16 protein-coding genes and 1 pseudogene are annotated in these 19980 nt (G+C 67.0%); 10 read left to right on the top strand and 7 right to left on the bottom strand.

Annotated elements, in window-relative coordinates; translation table 11 throughout:
• Window positions 1-298: 298 nt before the first annotated feature.
• The gene (locus tag ACNPQM_RS04880; protein ID WP_418082965.1) at window positions 299-3055 is read left to right on the top strand and encodes a transglycosylase domain-containing protein; all 2757 of its coding nucleotides are present in this window, start codon (window positions 299-301) and stop codon (window positions 3053-3055) included.
• 113 nt (window positions 3056-3168) lie between these two features.
• Window positions 3169-4695: a glycosyltransferase family 87 protein gene (locus ACNPQM_RS04875; RefSeq protein ID WP_418082964.1), complete on the top strand. Its 1527-nt coding sequence runs from the start codon at window positions 3169-3171 to the stop codon at window positions 4693-4695.
• A gap of 89 nt (window positions 4696-4784) precedes the next feature.
• Here ACNPQM_RS04875 and ACNPQM_RS04870 read toward each other — a convergent pair whose 3' ends face one another.
• From ACNPQM_RS04870 to ACNPQM_RS04860, 3 genes are all read right to left on the bottom strand, one after another.
• Window positions 4785-5816 carry an alanine racemase gene (locus ACNPQM_RS04870; protein ID WP_358856634.1) on the bottom strand — a complete coding sequence of 344 codons (1032 nt, stop codon included), beginning with the start codon at window positions 5814-5816 and terminating at the stop codon, window positions 4785-4787.
• A 133-nt stretch (window positions 5817-5949) separates the two neighbouring features.
• Window positions 5950-7068, bottom strand: a complete 1119-nt coding sequence (locus ACNPQM_RS04865) for a lipid II:glycine glycyltransferase FemX (protein ID WP_358856633.1) — start codon at window positions 7066-7068, stop codon at window positions 5950-5952.
• Window positions 7069-7285: 217 nt separating this feature from the next.
• On the bottom strand, window positions 7286-7597 hold the full coding sequence (locus tag ACNPQM_RS04860) for a hypothetical protein (protein WP_358856632.1): 312 nt from the start codon (window positions 7595-7597) through the stop codon (window positions 7286-7288).
• 279 nt (window positions 7598-7876) lie between these two features.
• Here ACNPQM_RS04860 and rpsF point away from each other — a divergent pair, with 279 nt between their 5' ends.
• From rpsF to rplI, 4 genes are all read left to right on the top strand, one after another.
• The gene (rpsF, locus tag ACNPQM_RS04855) at window positions 7877-8167 is read left to right on the top strand and encodes a 30S ribosomal protein S6 (RefSeq protein WP_015609864.1); all 291 of its coding nucleotides are present in this window, start codon (window positions 7877-7879) and stop codon (window positions 8165-8167) included.
• Between the two features lie 74 nt (window positions 8168-8241).
• Window positions 8242-8841, top strand: coding sequence for a single-stranded DNA-binding protein (locus ACNPQM_RS04850; RefSeq protein WP_358856631.1), 600 nt, complete (start codon window positions 8242-8244; stop codon window positions 8839-8841).
• 43 nt (window positions 8842-8884) lie between these two features.
• Window positions 8885-9121, top strand: coding sequence for a 30S ribosomal protein S18 (gene rpsR / locus ACNPQM_RS04845; protein ID WP_003967857.1), 237 nt, complete (start codon window positions 8885-8887; stop codon window positions 9119-9121).
• Between the two features lie 18 nt (window positions 9122-9139).
• Window positions 9140-9586, top strand: coding sequence for a 50S ribosomal protein L9 (rplI, locus tag ACNPQM_RS04840; protein ID WP_358856630.1), 447 nt, complete (start codon window positions 9140-9142; stop codon window positions 9584-9586).
• Between the two features lie 90 nt (window positions 9587-9676).
• On the opposite strand, the gene ACNPQM_RS04835 is transcribed toward rplI, so the two are convergent.
• Window positions 9677-11014 carry an MATE family efflux transporter gene (locus tag ACNPQM_RS04835; RefSeq protein WP_418082963.1) on the bottom strand — a complete coding sequence of 446 codons (1338 nt, stop codon included), beginning with the start codon at window positions 11012-11014 and terminating at the stop codon, window positions 9677-9679.
• 478 nt (window positions 11015-11492) lie between these two features.
• On the opposite strand from ACNPQM_RS04835, the gene dnaB reads away from it, so the two are divergent.
• Both dnaB and ACNPQM_RS04825 read left to right on the top strand, forming a co-directional pair.
• Window positions 11493-12953, top strand: a complete 1461-nt coding sequence (dnaB, locus tag ACNPQM_RS04830) for a replicative DNA helicase (RefSeq protein WP_358856716.1) — start codon at window positions 11493-11495, stop codon at window positions 12951-12953.
• A 184-nt stretch (window positions 12954-13137) separates the two neighbouring features.
• Entirely contained in the window at window positions 13138-14310 is a 1173-nt protein-coding gene (locus ACNPQM_RS04825; protein WP_418082962.1) for an MFS transporter, read from the top strand.
• Window positions 14311-14502: 192 nt separating this feature from the next.
• Here the strand turns inward: ACNPQM_RS04825 and helR are convergent, their stop codons facing one another.
• Both helR and ACNPQM_RS04815 read right to left on the bottom strand, forming a co-directional pair.
• Window positions 14503-16656, bottom strand: a complete 2154-nt coding sequence (gene helR / locus ACNPQM_RS04820) for an RNA polymerase recycling motor ATPase HelR (RefSeq protein WP_418082961.1) — start codon at window positions 16654-16656, stop codon at window positions 14503-14505.
• 192 nt (window positions 16657-16848) lie between these two features.
• Window positions 16849-17061, bottom strand: a pseudogene (locus ACNPQM_RS04815) (glycosyltransferase); the annotation flags it as partial.
• 613 nt (window positions 17062-17674) lie between these two features.
• Between ACNPQM_RS04815 and ACNPQM_RS04810 the strand changes: the two are divergent.
• Window positions 17675-18556 carry a GNAT family N-acetyltransferase gene (locus tag ACNPQM_RS04810; RefSeq protein WP_418082960.1) on the top strand — a complete coding sequence of 294 codons (882 nt, stop codon included), beginning with the start codon at window positions 17675-17677 and terminating at the stop codon, window positions 18554-18556.
• A 77-nt stretch (window positions 18557-18633) separates the two neighbouring features.
• Here ACNPQM_RS04810 and ACNPQM_RS04805 read toward each other — a convergent pair whose 3' ends face one another.
• The gene (locus tag ACNPQM_RS04805) at window positions 18634-19239 is read right to left on the bottom strand and encodes a TetR/AcrR family transcriptional regulator (RefSeq protein WP_418082959.1); all 606 of its coding nucleotides are present in this window, start codon (window positions 19237-19239) and stop codon (window positions 18634-18636) included.
• Between the two features lie 122 nt (window positions 19240-19361).
• Here ACNPQM_RS04805 and ACNPQM_RS04800 point away from each other — a divergent pair, with 122 nt between their 5' ends.
• Window positions 19362-19946 (top strand): dihydrofolate reductase family protein, encoded by a 585-nt coding sequence (locus tag ACNPQM_RS04800; protein WP_358856715.1) that lies wholly within the window; start codon window positions 19362-19364, stop codon window positions 19944-19946.
• The last annotated feature ends 34 nt before the right edge of the window (window positions 19947-19980 follow it).

Raw genomic sequence — 19980 nt, 5'->3', positions numbered from 1 at the left:
AGATCGCTCACCGCGATGCGACAAGGGGGGCCATCGTGAACGGCGTCACATCGCCAATTCGTAGGAAGCGACTTGCGTGATTTGGGGTGAACTTGGGCCCTAGGTGGGTTTTGACCGTGCGTAGTCTGTGCGGCATGCAGACCACCGGGTACCGCGCGACGCCCCCGAGCGTCAGTCGTCGCGGACTGACCGGACGCACTGCGGATGGGCCTGTCGCAGGGTCCGTCCGTAATTCGGGGGGACCGGATCTCAACTGCCGCTTCCAGGCGCTCTCGCCTGCCCGAGGAGTAGTCGTTCGATGAGCGAGCACCGTCGCAAAACGCAGCAACCGCAAGGTGGCGGGCGTGCCGCGGCCAGACGCGCCGCCCAGCAGTCCACAGGACGCCGCGCGGCTCCGTCACGCGGAGTAACTAATGAGTCACCTTCCGGTTCGTACGGCGACGAGAGTCCGTACGGCGGGCGTGCCGCGGCCAGACGAGCCGCACAGCGTGGAAGCGGGAGCCGGCGTGCCGCCGAGGGAGGTGGCGCGGGTCAGGGCGGCGGGGGCGGCAGACGCCGCGGTGGTGGCGGCGACGGGTACGAGGGCCCCGGTCGGGGCCGCGGGCGCGGCAGTCAGCGTCCCGTCAAGAAGCGCTTCATCGACTACCCGCGTGCCGGGAAGTACGGAGCGCGGCGCTGGGTGCCGTCGTGGAAGCTGGTCTCCAGCCTGTGTATCGGCTTCCTCGGCCTTCTCCTGGGTGTTGCCGGGCTGGCATACGGGATGGTCGGGACGCCCGACGTGAAGGCTGCCGCCAAGGCGGAGAACAACGTCTACTACTGGGCGAACGGCAAGCAGATGATCGCCACGGGTGGCGAGACCAACCGTCAGATCATCGACTATTCGCAGATTCCCGCAGCCATGCGCAACGCCGTCATCTCAGCGGAGAACAAGTCGTTCGACACCGACAGCGGCATCGACCCGATGGGTATCGCCCGGGCCTTCTACAACATGGCCAAGGGCGGACAGACCCAGGGCGGCTCGACGATCACCCAGCAGTACGTGAAGAACTCGCGTCTCTCCCAGGAGCAGACCCTGAGCCGGAAGTTCGAAGAGCTTTTCATCACGATCAAGGTCGGCAAAACGGAGTCGAAGCGCAAGATCATGGCCGGCTACCTCAACATCTCGTACTACGGACGAGGTGCATCGGGGCTTCAGGCGGCGGCGCGTACGTATTACGGCAAGGACGCCACGGATCTGGACCCGAGCGAGTGCGCCTTCCTGGCCACGCTGCTCAAGGGCGCGACCTACTTCGATCCGGCGGGCGCCCCCGAGATCAGTTCTGAGGCCACTCCGGAGAAGAACCTGGCCCGGGCCACGAAGCGCTGGACCTGGATCCTCGACGAAGAGGTGAAGGACGGCCGGATGACGCAGGCGGAACGCGCCAAGTACACGACGTTCCCTATGCCGAACAAGCCTCGTCCTGACGCGCAGCTGGGCGGTCAGATGGGCTATCTCGTGGACCTCGCCAAGGCGAACTTCCTCAACAACAACACCAGGGGCATCACGGCGGAGAAGCTCGCCCAGGGCGGCTACGAGATCCACACGACCTTCGACAAAAAGAAGGTCGAGAAGCTCAACGCCGCCGTCAAGAAGGTCTACGACAAGAAGATCGATCCGAAGGCGCGTCCTGGCACGGACACGCACGTCCAGTTCGGCGGCGCCTCAGTGGATCCGCGCACCGGTGCCATCGCCGCGATCTACGGTGGTCAGGACGCGACGACTCACTACACCAACAACGCCGACACCACCGGTGCGCAGGTGGGTTCGACCTTCAAGCCGTTCGTGCTGGCGGCTGCCATGGAGTACGGCAAGCGTGACCCTTCAGGCCCGGAGGATCAGGACGCGTCGCGGCGCACGAAGGTCTCCCCGAAGAGCATCTACAACGCCGACGACCGGCTGAAGATCAAGAAGTACAACGGTGAGATCTGGACCGACGAGAACGGCAAGGAGTGGCTGCAGGCCAACGACGGCCACAAGTCGGAGGGCAATATCACCCTTCGTGAGGCGATGCGGGTGTCCGCCAACTCCCCATACGTCCAGCTCGGCATGGACGTCGGCACCGACAAGGTGAAGGACGTCGCCATAGCCGCGGGTCTGCGTGACGACAAGTACATGGCGGACGCGACCGTTCCGTCGTTCTCCATCGGTACGTCCCAGCCGAGTGCGATCCGGATGGCGGGGGCGTACGGCACCTTTGCCACCAGCGGGATGCAGCACGACCCGTACTCGGTCACCGAGGTCAAGCGCCGCGGTCGGGTCGTCTATCAGCACAAGAAGGTCAGCAAGCGTGCCTTCGAGAACAGCATCGCCGACAACGTCACCGATGTGCTGAAGAACGTCGTCGAGCACGGAACCGGCACGCCTGCCAAGCTCCCCGGTCGTGATGTCGCGGGCAAGACGGGTACGACGGACGACAACAAGTCCGCCTGGTTCGTGGGGTACACCCCGCAGCTGTCGACCGCCATCAGCATGTACCGGCTGGACGACAACGAGAAGCACAAGAACCGCAAGTTCGAGAAGATGTACGGCACGGGTGGCGAGAAGACGATCCACGGTGCGTCGTTCCCGGCCCAGATCTGGCACGACTACATGGCCGATGCGCTGGAAGGGGAGGACGTCAAGCTCTTCCAGAAGCCGGAGCCGTGGGGCGAGACGGTCTACGGGGGCGGCGCCCCTTCGCCGAAGCCGACCATCGAGCCTTCGGAAACCGCCTCCACCATGCCGTCCACGACACCTTCGAAGACGCCCTCCTCCCCCACGCCCAACCCGAGCGACAGCTGCCGGCCGTGGGACCGGAACTGCCAGAACAGCAGCGGTGGCAACAACGGGGGCAACAACGGGGGCAACAACGGGGGCAACAACGGAGGCAACAACGGAGGTAACTCGGTCATCGGCGGCGGAGGCGGATCTCCCACTCCGACCGACGGGACCACGCCTCCGGATACCTCGTCGGGTGGTGGGGGCAACGGGCACGGCAACGGGAACGGCGGTTTCTTCGGAGGCTCGACCGGATAACGCCCGAACGGCAGGCCCATAGGCACAGCCGGAAGAAGGCCACCAGGGCCGCCGCACCACTCGGTGCGGCGGCCCTCGCCGTTTCCACAGTCCCGTACGGCAGGATGTGCGGCATGCCAAGCGCAGAACACACGAGCGTGCATCAGGAACGGCCCGTCGTTCGGCCGACCCACCAGGACGAGGTCGCCGCGGCCGGCAGCGAGCTGATCGGCGGGCGGTCGGGGCGCTGGGCGCGACTCGGCTCCGGACCCCTCACGCCTGTGCGTGTCGTCGCCCTGGTGGCGATCGGCATGTTCGCGCTCGGCATGGTGCAGAAAGTGCCCTGTTACAACTGGGCGTGGTTCAGGGGCGCCAGCTCGCAGTACACGCATGCCTGCTACTCCGACATTCCGCACCTTTTCGTCGGACGTGGCTTCGCGGACGGTCTCGTGCCGTACTTCGACCGGCTGAGCGACACCATGCAGTACCTGGAGTACCCCGTCCTGACCGGGGTGTTCATGCAGGTCGCGGCCTGGCTGACGCCCGGCGGCTCCATCCAGTACCGCGAGCAGATGTACTGGATGGTCAACGCGGGCATGCTGATGATCTGCACCGCGGTCATGGCGGTGTGTGTCGCCCGTACGCACCGGCGCCGTCCGTGGGACGGACTGCTGGTCGCTCTCGCGCCGGCCTTCGCGCTCACCGCGACGATCAACTGGGACCTGCTGGCCGTCGCGCTGACGGCCGCGGCCATGCTCATGTGGTCCCGGCAGCGGACTCTGGCCTTCGGTATCCTCATCGGCCTCGCCACAGCCGCCAAGCTCTACCCCGTACTCCTGCTGGGGCCGGTCTTCGTGCTCTGCTGGCGGGCCGGCAAATGGCGGGAGTTCTTCGTGGCGACACTCGGCGCGGCCGCATCATGGCTGGTGGTGAACCTGCCGGTGATGGTGTTCGCGCCCGAGGGATGGAAGAAGTTCTACACGTTCAGCCACGACCGGCCGCTCGACTTCGGCTCGTTCTGGCTGATCATCTCGCAGCGCACCGGCATTTCCATCCCGGTCGGCACGGTGAACACCGCATCGACGCTGCTGATGCTCTTCTTCTGCGTATGCATCCTGGTGCTGACGGTGATGGCCCCGCGCCGGCCCCGCTTCGCCCAGCTGGTCTTTCTCGTCGTCGCGGCGTTCATTCTCACCAACAAGGTCTACTCGCCACAGTACGTGCTGTGGCTGATCCCCCTTGCCGCGCTGGCGAGGCCGCGGTGGCGGGACTTCCTGATCTGGCAGGCGTGCGAGGTCATGTACTTCCTCGGGATCTGGATGTACCTCGCCTACACGACGAGCGGCGACAAGCACCAGGGGCTGCCGACCGAGGGATATCAGGTGGCGATCGCCCTGCACCTGCTGGGCACGCTCTACCTCTGCGCCGTCGTCGTTCGGGACATTCTGATGCCGGAGCGGGACGTCGTACGCAGGGACGGTTCGGACGATCCGTCGGGCGGCGTGTTCGACGGTGCCGAGGACGTCTTCGTGCTGGGGCGTGCGGCGGCGCACACGTCGCGGCACGCGGTACCCCCGGTCGAGGGGCCGCGGGTGGAGTGGGGTGCGGCGCACCGGCCGGTCACAGCCGGAACAGGGGCACAAGGGTCGTCCGCGGACTGAACAGGGCCCCGCCAAGGGCGCGAAACCCTTGGCGAGGCCCAGGCCCCATCGGTCGTGGGGGGCGGACGACGCTGCTTTCGACACACGCCCTAGCGGTCGACGAGGCGGTCGAACTGGGTGGTCGTGTGGCGCAGATGTGCCACCAGCTCGTCGCCGACCTTCGGTTCCGATGCGTCCGCGGGCACGAACAGGATCGACACCTGCATGTGGGGCGGTTCGGCGAACCAGCGCTGCTTGCCCGCCCAGACGAAGGGCGACAGGTTCCGGTTGACGGTGGCCAGGCCCGCGCGGGCGACGCCCTTGGCGCGGGGCATCACGCCGTGCAGCGCCTTCGGGGCTTCCAGGCCCACGCCGTGCGACGTACCGCCGGCGACGACCACCAGCCAGCCGTCGGAGGCGGCCTTCTGCTGGCGGTAGCCGAAGCGGTCACCCTTGGCTACGCGCGTGACGTCGAGGACGGCACCCCGGTACTCCGTGGCGTCGTGGTCGCCGAGCCACAGCCGTGTGCCGATCCGGGCGCGGAAGCGGGTCTGCGGGAACTGCTGCTGCAGCCGGGCCTGTTCCTCGGCGCGCAGATGGCTGACGAACATGGTGTGCAGCGGCAGCCGGGCGGCGCGAAGGCGATCCATCCAGCCGATGACCTCCTCGACCGCGTCCGAGCCGTCGGTGCGGTCCAGCGGCAGGTGCAGCGCGAAGCCTTCGAGACGTACGTCCTCGATGGCGGCGTGCAGCTGCCCCAGCTCCTCCTCCTTGACGCCGTGACGCTTCATCGAGCTCATGCACTCGATGACGACCCGGGCGCCCACCAGCGCGTGCACGCCGTCCACGGAGGAGACCGACCGGATGACGCGGTCGGGCAGCGGCACGGGCTCCTCACCCCGCCGGAACGGGGTGAGGACCAGCAGATCGCCGCTGAACCAGTCCTTTATGCGGGCTGCCTCGTAGGTGGTGCCGACGGCGAGAGTGTCGGAGCCGAAGCGGGTCGCCTCGTCTGCGAGTCGCTCGTGACCGAAGCCGTATCCGTTGCCCTTGCAGACCGGGACGAGCCCGGGGAACTGGTCGAGGACGGATTTCTGGTGCGCCCGCCAGCGCGCGGTGTCGACGTAGAGGGAGAGCGCCATGGCCGGTCCGGAACCTTTCTGGTGGCTGCGGTGTATCAGAGGTTTGTGGAGCTTGTCGAAGTGTCTGAGCCTGCAGGCCTGCCTGTCGGCGGGCCTGCTGAAGCGCTCATTGAAACGGGTGATGCCGGTTCTGTCAGCGGCGCGACATATACATGTCCAGCGCCTTGTGCAGCAGCTTGTTGAGCGGGAAGTCCCACTCGCCGACGTACTCGACGGCTTCGCCGCCGGTGCCGACCTTGAACTGGATCAGGCCGAAGAGGTGGTCGGTCTCGTCGAGCGAGTCGCTGATGCCGCGCAGGTCGTAGACGGTGGCGCCCATCGCGTAGGAATCGCGCAGCATCCGCCACTGCATGGCGTTCGAAGGCCGTACCTCGCGTCCGATGTTGTCGGACGCGCCGTACGAGTACCAGACGTGCCCACCGACGACGAGCATTGTTGCCGCGGAGAGGTTCACCCCGTTGTGGCGCGCGAAATAAAGCCGCATGCGATTCGGGTCCTCGGAGTTGAGGACGGTCCACATGCGCTGGAAGTAGGAGAGGGGACGCGGCCTGAAGCGGTCGCGCTCAGCGGTGATCTCGTACAGCCGCTGCCATTCGGCGAGGTCCTCGTAACTGCCCTGGACCACCTCGACGCCGGCCTTCTCGGCCTTCTTGATGTTGCGCCGCCACAGCTGGTTGAAGCCCTTGAGGACGTCGTCGAGCGAGCGGTTCGCCAGCGGCACCTGGAAGACGTAGCGCGGCTGCACGTCACCGAAGCCGGCGCCGCCGTCCTCGCCCTGCTGCCAGCCCATCTTCCGCAGCCGGTCCGAGACTTCGAAAGCGCGCGGCTCGATGTGCGTGGCCTCGACGTCGCGCAGGCGCTTCACGTCGGGGTCCTGGATACCGGCCTTGATGGCGGCTGCGTCCCATCGGCGGATGACGACCGGCGGGCCCATCTTCACCGAGAAGGCGCCCTGTTGCTTGAGGTGCGCGAGCATCGGCTGCAGCCAGTCGTCGAGGTTCGGCGCGTACCAGTTGATGACCGGGCCCTCGGGGAGGTATGCGAGATACCGCTTGATCTTCGGGAGTTGGCGGTACAGCACCAGGGCGGCGCCCACGATCTCGCCGCTCTTGTCGAACCAGCCAAGGTTCTCCGAACGCCATTCGGTCTTCACGTCCGCCCACGCCGGGACCTGGCAGTGACTGGCCGACGGCAGACTCTGGATGTACGCCAGATGCTGCTCTCGGCTGATGGTCCTCAGGGTCAGGCTCATGCGGGGCGCTCCTCGGCAGGTGTGTCCCCATCGGTCAGGGGCTCCGGCTCTCGCGCCGAAGCCTACTGCGACCGGGGAGCGCGTCGTCTGGCCCTGTCGGACCTTGTCGGCCAGGGCGGGTCCCGGCTGCCCGCCCCCGGGGGCCTGGAAGACCCCTTGAGACGGTGGGGGTGGGCGTGCCGGGACCGGCGTCCGGAGGCGTTCGGGACAGGCGCGGCTACAGGCCGCCGAAGAGACCGCCGTGGGCCATTCCCAGGTAGAACCCGATGGCGGACGCCCCTATACCGAGGATCAGCGGGAACCTCTCGCGGGTGGTCACCGAGATGTACTGCCCGTATGCACCCGTGAGGATCCCGATGAGCCCGGCCCACGAGCTGAGCAGATGCAGGTTGTGGAACATCGCCGTCACGAAGGCGATGAGACCGAGGGCCACGGTTACCGCCACCAGAGTGTTCTGGAGCGGATGGGACCTGCCGTCTGTGGCGAGAAGGGAAACGGGAGGGCGGCTTGTTCGCATTGTCTGTGCCATGGAGTACCTCCTGGCCGAAAGGCGGCGCATCGTGGCGTCGCTCACACCCGATGTGTACAGATTGCGTCTCCTGAGCACCGGATTTCAACCGGAAGCCGGTGTGCGGGTACTCTGTACGGTCTGCACCGGTGTCTGCCCAGGCCAGCACGGCAGCTCTCCTCAGAAGGGGGGGCGTTGTCAGTGGGGGCTGTTTTACTCGGAGACACTGTTGCTTACGCATCACGACCCTCCTGCCACGGAACGACCGTGGCCGCTGAGTCCAAAGGAGGTGGGTTCCACATGCGTCACTACGAGGTGATGGTCATCCTCGACCCCGATCTCGAGGAGCGCGCTGTCTCCCCGCTGATCGAGAACTTCCTCTCCGTCGTCCGTGAGGGCAACGGAAAGGTTGAGAAGGTCGACACCTGGGGCCGTCGTCGTCTCGCTTACGAGATCAAGAAGAAGCCCGAGGGCATCTACTCGGTCATCGACCTGCAGGCCGAGCCTGCGGTCGTCAAGGAGCTCGACCGCCAGATGAACCTGAACGAGTCGGTCCTCCGGACCAAGGTCCTCCGTCCCGAGATCCACTGAGCATCTAGCTCAGCGGTCATCGGGTTCGAGTAGCAGCAAGCAGCCAGAAGCAATCCCCGCCGAGAGGTTCACCCATGGCAGGCGAGACCGTCATCACGGTCGTCGGCAATCTCGTCGACGACCCCGAGCTGCGCTTCACCCCGTCCGGTGCGGCGGTCGCGAAGTTCCGCGTCGCGTCCACTCCCCGCATCTTCGACCGGCAGACCAATGAGTGGAAGGACGGCGAAGGCCTGTTCCTCACCTGCTCGGTCTGGCGGCAGGCGGCGGAGAACGTCGCCGAGTCGCTCCAGCGAGGCATGCGCGTTGTCGTGCAGGGCCGGCTGAAGCAGCGGTCGTACGAAGACCGCGAAGGCGTGAAGCGCACGGTCTATGAGCTGGATGTCGAGGAAGTCGGCCCCAGCCTCAAGAACGCCACGGCCAAGGTCACCAAGACCACCGGTCGCGGTGGCCAGGGCGGCCAGGGTGGTTACGGCGGTGGCCAGCAAGGCGGCGGCAACTGGGGCGGCGGTCCCGGTGGCGGCGGCCAGCAGGGCGGCGGCGGTGCTCCCGCTGACGACCCGTGGGCCACCGGCACGCCGGCCGGCGGTCAGCAGGGCGGCGGAGGCGGTTGGGGCGGAAGCTCCGGCGGCTCCGGCGGCTCCGGCGGCGGCTACTCGGACGAGCCTCCCTTCTAGGGCAGCTCGTACCCCCACTTCTTGATCACACAGGAGAAACACCATGGCGAAGCCGCCTGTGCGCAAGCCTAAGAAGAAGGTCTGCGCGTTCTGCAAGGACAAGACCCAGTACGTGGACTACAAGGACACGAACATGCTGCGGAAGTTCATTTCCGACCGCGGCAAGATCCGTGCCCGCCGCGTAACCGGCAACTGCACGCAGCACCAGCGTGACGTCGCCACGGCAGTCAAGAACAGCCGTGAGATGGCGCTGCTGCCCTACACGTCCACCGCGCGATAAGGGAAGGGTGACCGAATAATGAAGATCATCCTCACCCACGAGGTCTCCGGCCTCGGTGCTGCCGGCGACGTCGTCGAAGTCAAGGACGGGTACGCCCGTAACTACCTGGTTCCGCGTGGCTTTGCCATCCGCTGGACCAAGGGTGGCGAGAAGGACGTGGCGCAGATCCGCCGCGCCCGCAAGATCCACGAGATCGCGACGATCGAGCAGGCCAACGAGGTCAAGGCCAAGCTCGAGGCCGTGAAGGTTCGTCTGGCTGTTCGCTCCGGCGACGCCGGCCGTCTCTTCGGCTCCGTCACCCCGGCCGACATCGCTTCGGCGATCAAGGCTGCCGGTGGCCCGGACGTCGACAAGCGTCGTGTCGAGCTCGGCTCGCCGATCAAGACGCTCGGCGGGCACCAGGTGTCCGTGCGTCTGCACCCCGAGGTTGCGGCGAAGCTCGGCATCGAGGTCGTTGCTGCCTAAGGGCACAGCTCACCAGAGCAACTGAAGGGCCGCACCCCGCGGGGTGCGGCCCTTTGCCGTTTCACGTGAAACAGGGTCGACGGCCGCTGCTCAGCGGGTGGCCCCAGTGACGATCCACTTACCCGAGCGCGTGCGCAGCCAGAGCGTCACCATGCGGACGGTCATCATCAGTGCCATCGCCCACCACAGAGCATTCAGGCCCCCGCCGTAGGTGGGCACGAGCAGGGCGACCGGAGCGAAGACGGCCAGGGTGATCAGCATGGCCCAGGCGAGGTACCGACCGTCTCCGGCGCCCATCAGCACACCGTCCAGCACGAAGACCACACCGGCGATCGGCTGGCACAGGGCCACCACCAGCAAGGCGGGGAGCAGGGTGCTCTGCACGTCCTGATCGCCGGTGAACACGGGGATGAACAAGGGACGCGCGAGCACGATCAGTGCCCCGAGCACCACACCTGAGGCAATGCCCCACTGCACCATGCGGCGGCATGCCTCGCGTGCGCCCTCGGTGTCGTTGGCTCCCAGGTAGCGGCCGATGATCGCTTGCCCGGCGATCGCAATGGCGTCGAGAGCGAAGGCCATCAGGCTCCACAGGGAGAGGATGATCTGGTGGGCGGCGATATCGGTGTCGCCCAGGCGTGCGGCGACGGCGGTGGCGATCATCAGGACGGCACGGAGCGACAGCGTACGAACCAGCAGGGGGACGCCTGCCTGGGCACTGGCCCTGATCCCTGCCGTGTCGGGGCGCAACGATGCGCCGTGTCGGCGGGCTCCCCGTACGACCACGACCAGATAGGCCGAGGCCATACCGACCTGGGAAATCACGGTGCCCCAGGCCGATCCGGCGATACCGAGACCGGCGCCGTAGACAAGCCCCGCGTTGAGGGCTCCGTTGGCTGCGAAACCGCCGATGGCGACATACAGCGGGGTCCTGGTGTCCTGCAGGCCGCGGAGCACGCCGGTAGAGGCCATGACTATGAGCATGGCGGGGATGCCCAGGCTGGAGATCCGTAGATAGGTGGTGGCGTACGGCGCGGCAGTGTCGGAGGCGCCGAAGACATCGACGAGCCAGGGGGCAGTGGGCAGGGCCACGGCGATGACGGCGATGCCGAGGAGTAGCGCCAGCCAGATGCCGTCCATGCCCTGCCGTATTGCGGAGGCGTGATCGCCCGCACCTACGCGTCGCGCGACCGCTGCCGTGGTGGCGTAGGCAAGGAAGACGAAAATGCTCACGGCGGTGGTCAGCAGAGCCGCGGCGACGCCCAGGCCGGCCAGTTGCGGTGTGCCCAGATGACCGACGATGGCGCTGTCGACCATGACGAAGAGCGGCTCGGCGACGAGCGCGCCGAAGGCGGGGACGGCGAGTGCGACGATCTCGCGATCGTGGCGTCGACGGCTGGAAAATGAGGTCGCGGTGGCCTGGGGCATGGGGGTCAATCTAATCTTCCACAGGTAACAGATGCAATGTCAGATCACTCCTTACATTTATTGGCACTGAGTGTTCCCCTGTGTGCGGTTTGCCGTGATCTTGTGCCGGCGCGGAAAGTTTTTCTCCCCCACAGGCCGTGGATGGAGAAATCCCAGGTCAGAGCCGTGCTTGGGGCGGTGTTATGAGTTTGTCCACAGTGCTGTCCCCTGCTCCGTGCACAGGTTCTGCGGAGTTCTCCACAGCATCTGGTCCGTCGTCCACATGCCCTGTGGATAACCAGATTGGCTGACGGTGCGGCGAGGCCTACCGTGGACCGGCGCCCACACCCCGTTTCAGCCCTGGAATCCCGCAGAACTCGACGTGCCGGAACCGGAGTCGAGCGTCTTGTTTGTCGGTGCTGTGCCGTAAGAAAGAGTGGCACGGCGAAGGTCCGCGGAGCGGACGGGAGGAGGTGGCACGGTGAGCATTCCCGAGCCTTTGGACGACCCCTGGGCCGACACCGGTCCCAGTGACCGTCTGCCCGTCACCCGCCAGCGTCGCGGTGAAGGCCGGGACCGCGGCGAGCAGCACGACCGCGGCAGGGAGAGCGGTGGCTGGGACGGCGGCTCGCCCGGATTCGAGCGTGTGCCTCCTCAGGACCTCGACGCCGAGCAGTCGGTTCTCGGCGGCATGCTCCTCTCCAAGGACGCCATTGCCGACGTCGTGGAAATCATCAAGGGGCACGACTTCTACCGCCCCGCCCACGAGACCGTCTTCCAGGCGATCCTCGACCTTTATGCCAAGGGCGAGCCCGCCGACCCGATCACGGTCGCGGCCGAGCTGGTCAAGCGCGGCTCGATCACCAAGGTGGGCGGCGCCCCCTATCTGCACACCCTCGTCCAGTCCGTGCCGACCGCGGCCAACGCCTCGTACTACGCGGAGATCGTCCACGAGCGGGCGGTCCTGCGAAGGCTTGTCGAGGCGGGCACGAAGATCACGCAGATGGGATATGCGGCCGACGGTGACGTCGACGAGATCGTCAACTCGGCACAGGCCGAGATCTATGCCGTCACGGAGCAGCGCACCAGCGAGGACTATCTGCCGCTGGGCGACATCATGGAGGGCGCGCTCGACGAGATCGAGGCGATCGGTTCGCGCTCCGGCGAGATGACCGGCGTACCGACCGGCTTCACCGACTTCGACGCCCTGACCAACGGTCTGCACCCGGGCCAGATGATCGTCATTGCGGCGCGTCCGGCCATGGGTAAGTCCACGCTGGCGCTGGACTTCGCGCGGGCCGCGTCGATCAAGAACAACCTCCCGAGCGTGATCTTCTCCCTCGAAATGGGCCGCAACGAGATCGCGATGCGACTGTTGTCCGCCGAGGCGCGGGTGGCTCTGCACCACATGCGTTCCGGCACGATGACCGACGAGGACTGGACGCGGCTGGCCCGCCGGATGCCGGACGTCTCGGCCGCGCCGCTCTACATCGACGATTCGCCGAACCTGTCGATGATGGAGATCCGGGCGAAGTGCCGTCGGCTGAAACAGCGGAACGACATCAAGCTGGTGATCATCGACTATCTGCAGCTGATGCAGTCCGGTGGCTCGAAGCGTGCTGAGAGCCGTCAGCAGGAGGTCTCGGACATGTCCCGAAACCTCAAGTTGCTGGCCAAGGAGCTGGAGCTCCCGGTCATCGCGCTGTCCCAGCTGAACCGTGGTCCGGAGCAGCGTACGGACAAGAAGCCGATGGTCTCCGACCTTCGCGAATCCGGCTCCATCGAGCAGGACGCCGACATGGTGATCCTGCTGCACCGCGAGGATGCGTACGAGAAGGAGTCCCCGCGGGCGGGCGAGGCGGACCTGATGGTGGCCAAGCACCGTAACGGCCCGACGGCGACGATCACCGTGGCCTTCCAGGGCCACTACTCACGCTTCGTCGACATGGCGCAGACCTAAGGGGGATCCGGAATTCCGTGTCGGAATCCGCTGATCCACGATGGCCAGGCTCGATCCTCCGAGCTCTTCACCCGGCAGATGAATTCGGTTGCGGTGGGACCGGGCAGCCCGGTGAGCTACCTGCATGGACCGTGCCACGGAGCAAGCGCAATCGGCGAGGTCAGGAAGAGACCGCAAGGTTGCGATGCAACCGCCTCCGTGGCACAGGGCGGCGGTGCTTGTGGCCCTGATGCTGGCCGCCTTCACCTTCAACACCGCGGAGAATCTGCCGATCGGCCTCCTGGAGCTCATCTCCGAAAGCCTCCGGGTATCAGTGTCAGCGGTCGGTCTCTTGGTCACTGGCTATGGCGTGACGGTGGCCGTCGCGTCTTTGCCGCTCGCCCACGTCATGCGGGCCGTGCCCCGACGCCACGTGCTCACGGGACTGCTGGCCGCGCTGGTCGTGTCCAGTCTGGTTGCGGCGTCGGCCACCTCTTACTGGATGCTCCTCTTCGCGCGGCTGCTGACCGCGCTCGCCCAGGCGCTGTTCTGGGCTGTGATGGGGCCGGTCGCGGTGGGCCTGTTCGCTCCCGAGGTCCGTGGGCGTGTGGTCGGAGCGCTGTCTGTCGCCGGTTCGCTAGCCCTTGTGCTCGGCGTTCCCGGAGGGACCTGGCTGGGCCGACAGAACGGATGGCCGGTGCCCGTCGCCCTGCTGGCGGCGATGGGGCTCGCCTCTCTGGTGACGATCGCCGTCCTGCTGCCGACCTCGCGTCCGGAAGAAGAGCCCGCCGCCTACGGAATCAGTCCAAGCGCCCGCCGGTTCGGGACCGTACTGGTGGCCGGGACTCTGTCCGCCACCGGGGCCTTCGCGGGATACACCTACATCGTGAAGTTCCTGGGCGACGTGAGCGGGTTCTCCCCGAGCACGGTCAGCGCCCTGTTCGTGGCTTTCGGCGTGGCATGTCTGGCCGGGGTGGGCGTCACCGGGGCGTTGCTGGACCGCTTTCCTCAGTCCGCTCTGGCCACTGCCGTGGCCACGCAGGCGGTGGGCATGCTCGGCCTGTATGCGGCCGGCGCCGATCCGGTTGCTGCCGCGGTGTTCCTGGTGCTGATGGGCGGTGCACTCGGGCCGGTATTCATGGCCACACAGAACGCGATGCTGCATTGCGCACCCGGCCGCACGGATATCGCACTCGCGGCGAACTCCGGTGCCTACAACGCCGGTATCGCGGCGGGCGCCGCGCTCGGGGGACTGGTCCTGCGACTGGCCGACGTGCGGGACACCTTCCTCGCCGGCGGACTGATGACTGCCACGGCCTGTGTTGTGCTGTTCGGCGGGTGGCTGTTGCGTTGCGGACCGGAGTCCGTCACCGGTTGACCAAGGTCCAGCCGTGCGGTGGCGAATAGGTCGACCACCTGGCAGTTTTCGGTGCGGTCGGCGGCGCCGGAGTACTGCCGCGGAATCCTGGCCGACCGAACGCGACTTCCTGCCGAACATGAGTAGGGCGCCGACTCATGCGTCGGAGTTCTTGCCCTCGGCGGTCTTCTTGAGGCGTCCGGCCGCCCGACGTCAGGAGCTCGTGAGGATGACGAGTTGCTGGGTCGCTCGGGTCATCGCGACATAGCGGTCGACCGCCCCTTCGACGCCTTTGCCGAACCCCTCCGGGTCGATGAGAACGACCAGGTCGAACTCGAGCCCCTTCGACAGCTCCGGGCTCAGCGACCGGACGCGGGATGTCGTCCGGAATGTGGGATCGCCGATCACGCAGGCGATCCCGTCGGCATGTGCGGCGAGCCAGGTGTCGAGGACCGAGCTCAGATTCGAAGCAGATCCGTGTACGACGGGGACGTCGCTGCTGCGGATGGAGATCGGCACGTTGGCGTCCGGGAGCACGGCCCGGATGACCGGCTCGGCCTCCGCCATGATTTCTTCCGGCGTCCGGTAGTTGATGCTCAGGGAAGCCAGGTTGATCCGGTCGAGCCCGATCCGCTCGAGCCGTTCCTGCCACGACTCCGTGAACCCGTGCCTGGCCTGGGCGCGATCCCCGACGATGGTGAAGCTCCGGGACGGGCACCGGAGCAGCAGCATCTGCCACTCTGCGTCGGTCAGTTCCTGAGCCTCGTCCACGACGATGTGCGCGAACGGGCCGGCGAGAAGGTCCGGTTCGGTGCCGGGCAGTGCGGTCTCGTCGACCAGGGTGTCCTGTATGTCCTGTCCGCGCAGCATCGTCACCGCACCTTCACCGTCGTCATCGGCCTCAAGCAGGGCGTCGACGACCTTGGTCATGTGCTCGCGTTCGGCGGCGACAGAGGCGTCGTGCAGACGCTTGCGCCGCGACGCTTCCGGGTCACCGAGCCGCTGCCGTGCTGCGTCCAGGAGCGGCAGGTCGGACGCCGTCCAGGCCTGGGCGTCCTCGCGCTGCAGCTGCGACACTTCCTCGGGGCTGAGCCAGGGAGCGCACGTCCGCAGGTAGGCGGGTACCGACCACAGGTCTCCGACGAGGTCAGCCGCTTCGAGCAGCGGCCACGCGCGGTTGAAGGCCGTGAGCAGCTCCCTGTTCTGCAGCAGCGACTTGCGGAGCAGGTCGGCCGAGACGTCGCCGTCGTGCTTGTCCACCAGGATCGTGAGCAGCTCCTCCCAGATCTGGTCGCGGGCCTCGTTGTGCGGAGTACCGGGTTCTGCCGCTTCGAAAGCCACGGCCCAGTCGTTGGCGTCCAGCTGGATGTCGGACCAGTGGGTCGTGATCGTGATCGTCATCGCCTTGGTGGGCGGCTCCTCGTAGAACCTGACGGCTGTCTCGATCGCCTTCACCAGGTTCGCGGACGACTTCAGGAGGGCCACGTCCGGGTCGGCCTCGATCGCTGCTGAGGCTCCCTCGGCGACGAGGTCCCGCAGGGTGCAGGTCTGCACGCCCTCCTCTCCGAGGCTGGGGAGGACGTCGGCGACGTAGCCCAGATAGGGCTGGTGCGGACCGACGACCAGCACGCCGCCCCGGCGGTGACCGAGGCGAGGGTCGGAGTAGAGGAGGTAGGCGGAGCGGTGCAGAGCGACGACGGTCTTCCCGGTACCCGGACCGCCGTCGACGACGAGAGCGCCGCGGGATCCCGCGCGGATGATGGCGTCCTGGTCGGCCTGGATGGTGCCGAGCACGTCTCGCATCCGTGTCGACCGGTTGCTGCCCAGGCTGGCGATGAAGGCGGACTGGTCGTCGAGCGCGGCGTGCCCGGCAAACCCGTCCGAGGTGAACACCTCGTCCCAGTAGTCGCTGATCCGGCCGCGGGTCCAGCGATACCTGCGGCGGCTTGCCAGACCCATCGGGTTGGCGTGGGTGGCTCCGAAGAACGGCTCCACCGCGGGGGAGCGCCAGTCGAGCAGCAGCCGACGACCCGCGCTGTCCGTAAGGCCGAGCCGTCCGACATACACGGGCTCGGGGTCGTCTGCGCTGACCATGTGTCCGAGGCACAGGTCCAAACCGAAGCGGCGCAGTGCGCGCAGGCGAGCGGTCAGCCGGTGGACCTCCGCGTCCCGGTCCATCGCCTGCCGGCCGATGCCGCCAGGTGCCTTGCGCTCGGCGTCGAGGCGGTCGGTCAGCTCGGCGATCGACTGCTCGAGGCACTCCGCGATGGCTGCGAAGTGCTGTTCATCGCCGGCGATCAGCGTCGGGGCGGCCTTGGGGGAGAGGTGGTCGGGAAGGTCGAACGCGCTGGTGGTCAGGGGCTTCACTCATCAGCTCCGATCTGAGGCCGCTTGCAACCATTGCGCGCGGCAAGGTGTCTGTCTGGACCGGCGTGACGAACCTGGTGGCCATGACGAGCCACGCTCCGTCGGACGTGGATCCCGTGGCCGTTGTCGGTTCAGGTCGCCAGGATGTCCAGGTCCTCGTGTCCGGGGCCTGGCTCGTTGATCCGGTGTGGTTCACGCGGGCATGGGCGGCCTTTCTCGGCCGGCCGAGTCGAGCAGCCGCTTCGCGGCCACCGTTGCCCCGTCGGTGCGGATCGTGCCGGCCACGGCCGTCGCTCGTGCGCGGGTCCCGAGGGTCAGGGCTGTCTGGAGCGCGGCCGGCAGGGACTCGAAGGTCGGGGTCGGACCGTCGTGTGCCGCACCGATGCCCTGGTCGGCCACCCGGCCGACCGGCACGCCAACACGGGCCGGCAGCTCCGCGAACTCCCCGTCCGGCGGCGCGCACACCCGCACCTGCGCGCCGAGTGCCCGCAACCGCACGGCGAGTCCCACCATCGGTTCGGCGTCCCCGCGCGACCCGTACGTCGACAACAGCACCCGCACTTCGCGACTCCCCCTTTCCTCAAGTTCTGCCTTCGGTCGGCGATTTTGCGGCACGACCCGGGCCTTGCCGCAAGCCCCCCGGTGCGCTATACGTTGAGAGTGGAAAGGAGTGGGTACTCCCCTTTCCCTTTTTTTCGTCCGCTGCGGACGGACAACCTCCTCGCGAAGCGCCGGCGCGCCGCGTACGGCGGTACCGCCGGCCCAGGACGACCTTCCCAGGCGGTCAATCGTTCTTTGTCCGCCCGCGCCGCCGGTCGGAACCCATGCCGACCGGACGTGCCACGGCGGGTTCGCCAGCTGATAAACGCCGTTGATGCGGACCCCGGCGATGGATACGGTTGCCGGGTCGTCCCGAGCGCGGAGCGACGTCATGGACAGGAGGTGTGCAGCACATGCGCAGGAGCCGTCAGCACCCGAACTCGTGCACTGCCATGCCACCACTCATGACGGAGACATCTTGTCGATTCGCATCACCCCGCTGACCGACCCCGACCCCGGCCCGGCCGCCCACCGCCTGGCGTGGCTCGCATCCGGTCCCACCGGAGCTCCGACCGGATCAGCCTTTCTGCGTCTTTTCACGACCACCGGTCAGGATCACCTGGCCGAACTCGAACTCGCCGTCCATCCGACCGAGAGGCGGAACGGCATCGGCTCACAGCTACTGGAAGCGGCTGTGGCCACGGCTCGAGCCGAGGACCGGAGCTGCGTCACCGCTCAGGTGGACGCGGGTTCACCCGGTGACCGGTTCCTTTCGGCACGGGGCTTTCGCAAGGTCCTGACCTTGACCTTCGCCCGGCTCGCGTTGGCGCGGGCGGACCTCGCCGCTCTCGCCGAGATCATCGGGAAGCCGCACCCCGGCTACCGGCTGGCGTCATGGGCCGGAACCGTCCCCGATGAGCTCGCCGAGACTTTCGCGGCTTCGCGGCGGGCCATGGACGACATGCCGATGGACGACACCGATTACGGCACGGTGAGCTGGGACGTGGACCGGGTCCGGGCAGTGGCACAGGTCATCGAGAAGCGCGGCGACCTTCTGTACACGGTCGCCGCCATCGACGTGTCGAACGGCACGATCGCCGGTTTCACCGAGCTGGTCGTTCCCGGCGCGGGCAGGGGTGACGGCCAGCACTACGGCACCGGCGTCCTGCCTGAGCACCGCGGACATGGCCTCGGCCGATGGATGAAGGCTGAGGTAATCCGGCAGGCCGTCGAGTACCACCCGGATCTCGGCGGTCTGCTGACAGACACGGCCGACAGCAACCGGCCCATGCGCGCGATCAACGACGCGTTCGGCTATCTGCCGACCCATCAATCGCTTCTGTACCAGCTCGATCTGTAGACGCGATGCCGCAGGGCCGGGATAGCCCTCTCGCCGGACAGGGTTGCCCCGGCCATGCGTTGCCCGCCCCGAGCGGGTCACCCCGCAGGGATGATGCGGGTGACGACCGTCTCCACAAGCCGGTCCAGGACGGCATCGGTGAGGGGAGCGTCGACGGACTCGCTCCCGGTGAGTACGTCGGGCAGTGTGAGGTGCTCCAGCAGCAGGCCCGTCATGGCGAGATACAGCACGAGGACGGCGTCGGCATCGCCCGGCAGCCCCGCTTCCCGGTGGAAGCGGACGCTCTCGTCCAGATTGGCGCGGAAGGTGCGGTTGAGCCGGTCGCGGAGGGCGGGGCGCCGGGTGGCCTCCAGGCGCAGTTCGAGCATGGCGAGGTAGCTGGTGCGATCGGCGGCCATGCGCTGCACCAGCCATCGCATCAGCTCGGTGACCAGCTCGCGCGAGGGAGCCGGACGCATTGCCTCCTCGACTCCGACCGGGTCCGGTGTCATCCGGTCGGTGATCCGGGCGCAGGCTTGCATGAACAAGTCGTCCCGGTTGGCGAAGTAGTTGGACGCCGTCCCGACCGGTACGCCCGCACGTGTGTCGACCGCGCGGAAGGTGAGCCCTCGCGCGCCTTCGTGCGCCAGCACTTCGATGGCGGCATCGACGAGTGCCGTTCTGCGCTCCGGGTTCCTGGCCATCTGTGTGTCTCCGTTCTTCCTTCAGCCCCTCTGCGGAAAGGGGCTTGCGCAACCACTACATGTGGAGCACTATAAATGAAGTGGTTCGTGTTCGAGTCAACGCCACATTGAACGGGGATTCTGTGCGAAAGCTGACCTACTTCATTGCCTGCTCCATCGACGGCTTCATCGGTGACCCGAGCGGTGATGCGTCGTCCATGTACCGTTTCGTGGATGAGGAGTTCCTCGACTACCTCAAGTCTCAGTATCCGGAGACGGTTTCGACCGCAGGCCGCCTGCAGCTGGGATTTCACGGCGTCAGGAATCAGAAGTTCGACACCGTGATCCAGGGAAGGGCCAGCTACCAACTGGCCCTGGACGTCAACATCACCAGTCCGTATGCCCAACTGCGCGAGCTCGTTGCATCCCGGACCATGAAGGAGTCGCCGGACCCGAACGTCGAACTCGTCTCCGGCGACGTGGTCGGCAGGGTGCGGGAACTCAAGGCGGAGGACAGCGGCCTCGGGATCTGGCTCTGCGGTGGCTCACAGCTCGCGGGGGAGCTGCTCGATGAGATCGACGAGCTCGTGATCAAGACGTATCCGCTCGTCTACGGCTCGGGTATGCCGATGTTCGGATCGGATTTTGCGGACACGGAGTTCATGTTGGATTCGGTGGCGGTCTTCGATAGCGGGGTACTGGTCAGGACATACAGCCGCAAGCGCTGATCCCCAGGCCCGCGGGTCGCGAAATCGGGTCGCC

Source organism: Streptomyces sp. NPDC056231, assembly GCF_048270745.1.
Lineage (GTDB): Bacteria > Actinomycetota > Actinomycetes > Streptomycetales > Streptomycetaceae > Streptomyces.
The sequence above is the reverse complement of the archived record's forward strand: the minus strand, read 5'-3'. Positions and strand labels throughout refer to the sequence as shown.

Bases quoted from the DNA above. Each gene is read 5' to 3' on its own strand.
- ACNPQM_RS04850 (WP_358856631.1), top strand. From the start codon at position 8,242: ATGGCAGGCGAGACCGTCATCACGGTCGTCGGCAATCTCGTCGACGAC.
- rpsR (WP_003967857.1), top strand. From the start codon at position 8,885: ATGGCGAAGCCGCCTGTGCGCAAGCCTAAGAAGAAGGTCTGCGCGTTC.
- ACNPQM_RS04865 (WP_358856633.1), bottom strand. From the start codon at position 7,068: ATGAGCCTGACCCTGAGGACCATCAGCCGAGAGCAGCATCTGGCGTAC.
- ACNPQM_RS04870 (WP_358856634.1), bottom strand. From the start codon at position 5,816: ATGGCGCTCTCCCTCTACGTCGACACCGCGCGCTGGCGGGCGCACCAG.
- ACNPQM_RS04860 (WP_358856632.1), bottom strand. From the start codon at position 7,597: ATGGCACAGACAATGCGAACAAGCCGCCCTCCCGTTTCCCTTCTCGCC.
- rpsF (WP_015609864.1), top strand. From the start codon at position 7,877: ATGCGTCACTACGAGGTGATGGTCATCCTCGACCCCGATCTCGAGGAG.
- rplI (WP_358856630.1), top strand. From the start codon at position 9,140: ATGAAGATCATCCTCACCCACGAGGTCTCCGGCCTCGGTGCTGCCGGC.
- ACNPQM_RS04875 (WP_418082964.1), top strand. From the start codon at position 3,169: ATGCCAAGCGCAGAACACACGAGCGTGCATCAGGAACGGCCCGTCGTT.
- ACNPQM_RS04805 (WP_418082959.1), bottom strand. From the start codon at position 19,239: ATGGCCAGGAACCCGGAGCGCAGAACGGCACTCGTCGATGCCGCCATC.
- ACNPQM_RS04835 (WP_418082963.1), bottom strand. From the start codon at position 11,014: ATGCCCCAGGCCACCGCGACCTCATTTTCCAGCCGTCGACGCCACGAT.
- ACNPQM_RS04880 (WP_418082965.1), top strand. From the start codon at position 299: ATGAGCGAGCACCGTCGCAAAACGCAGCAACCGCAAGGTGGCGGGCGT.
- ACNPQM_RS04825 (WP_418082962.1), top strand. From the start codon at position 13,138: ATGCAACCGCCTCCGTGGCACAGGGCGGCGGTGCTTGTGGCCCTGATG.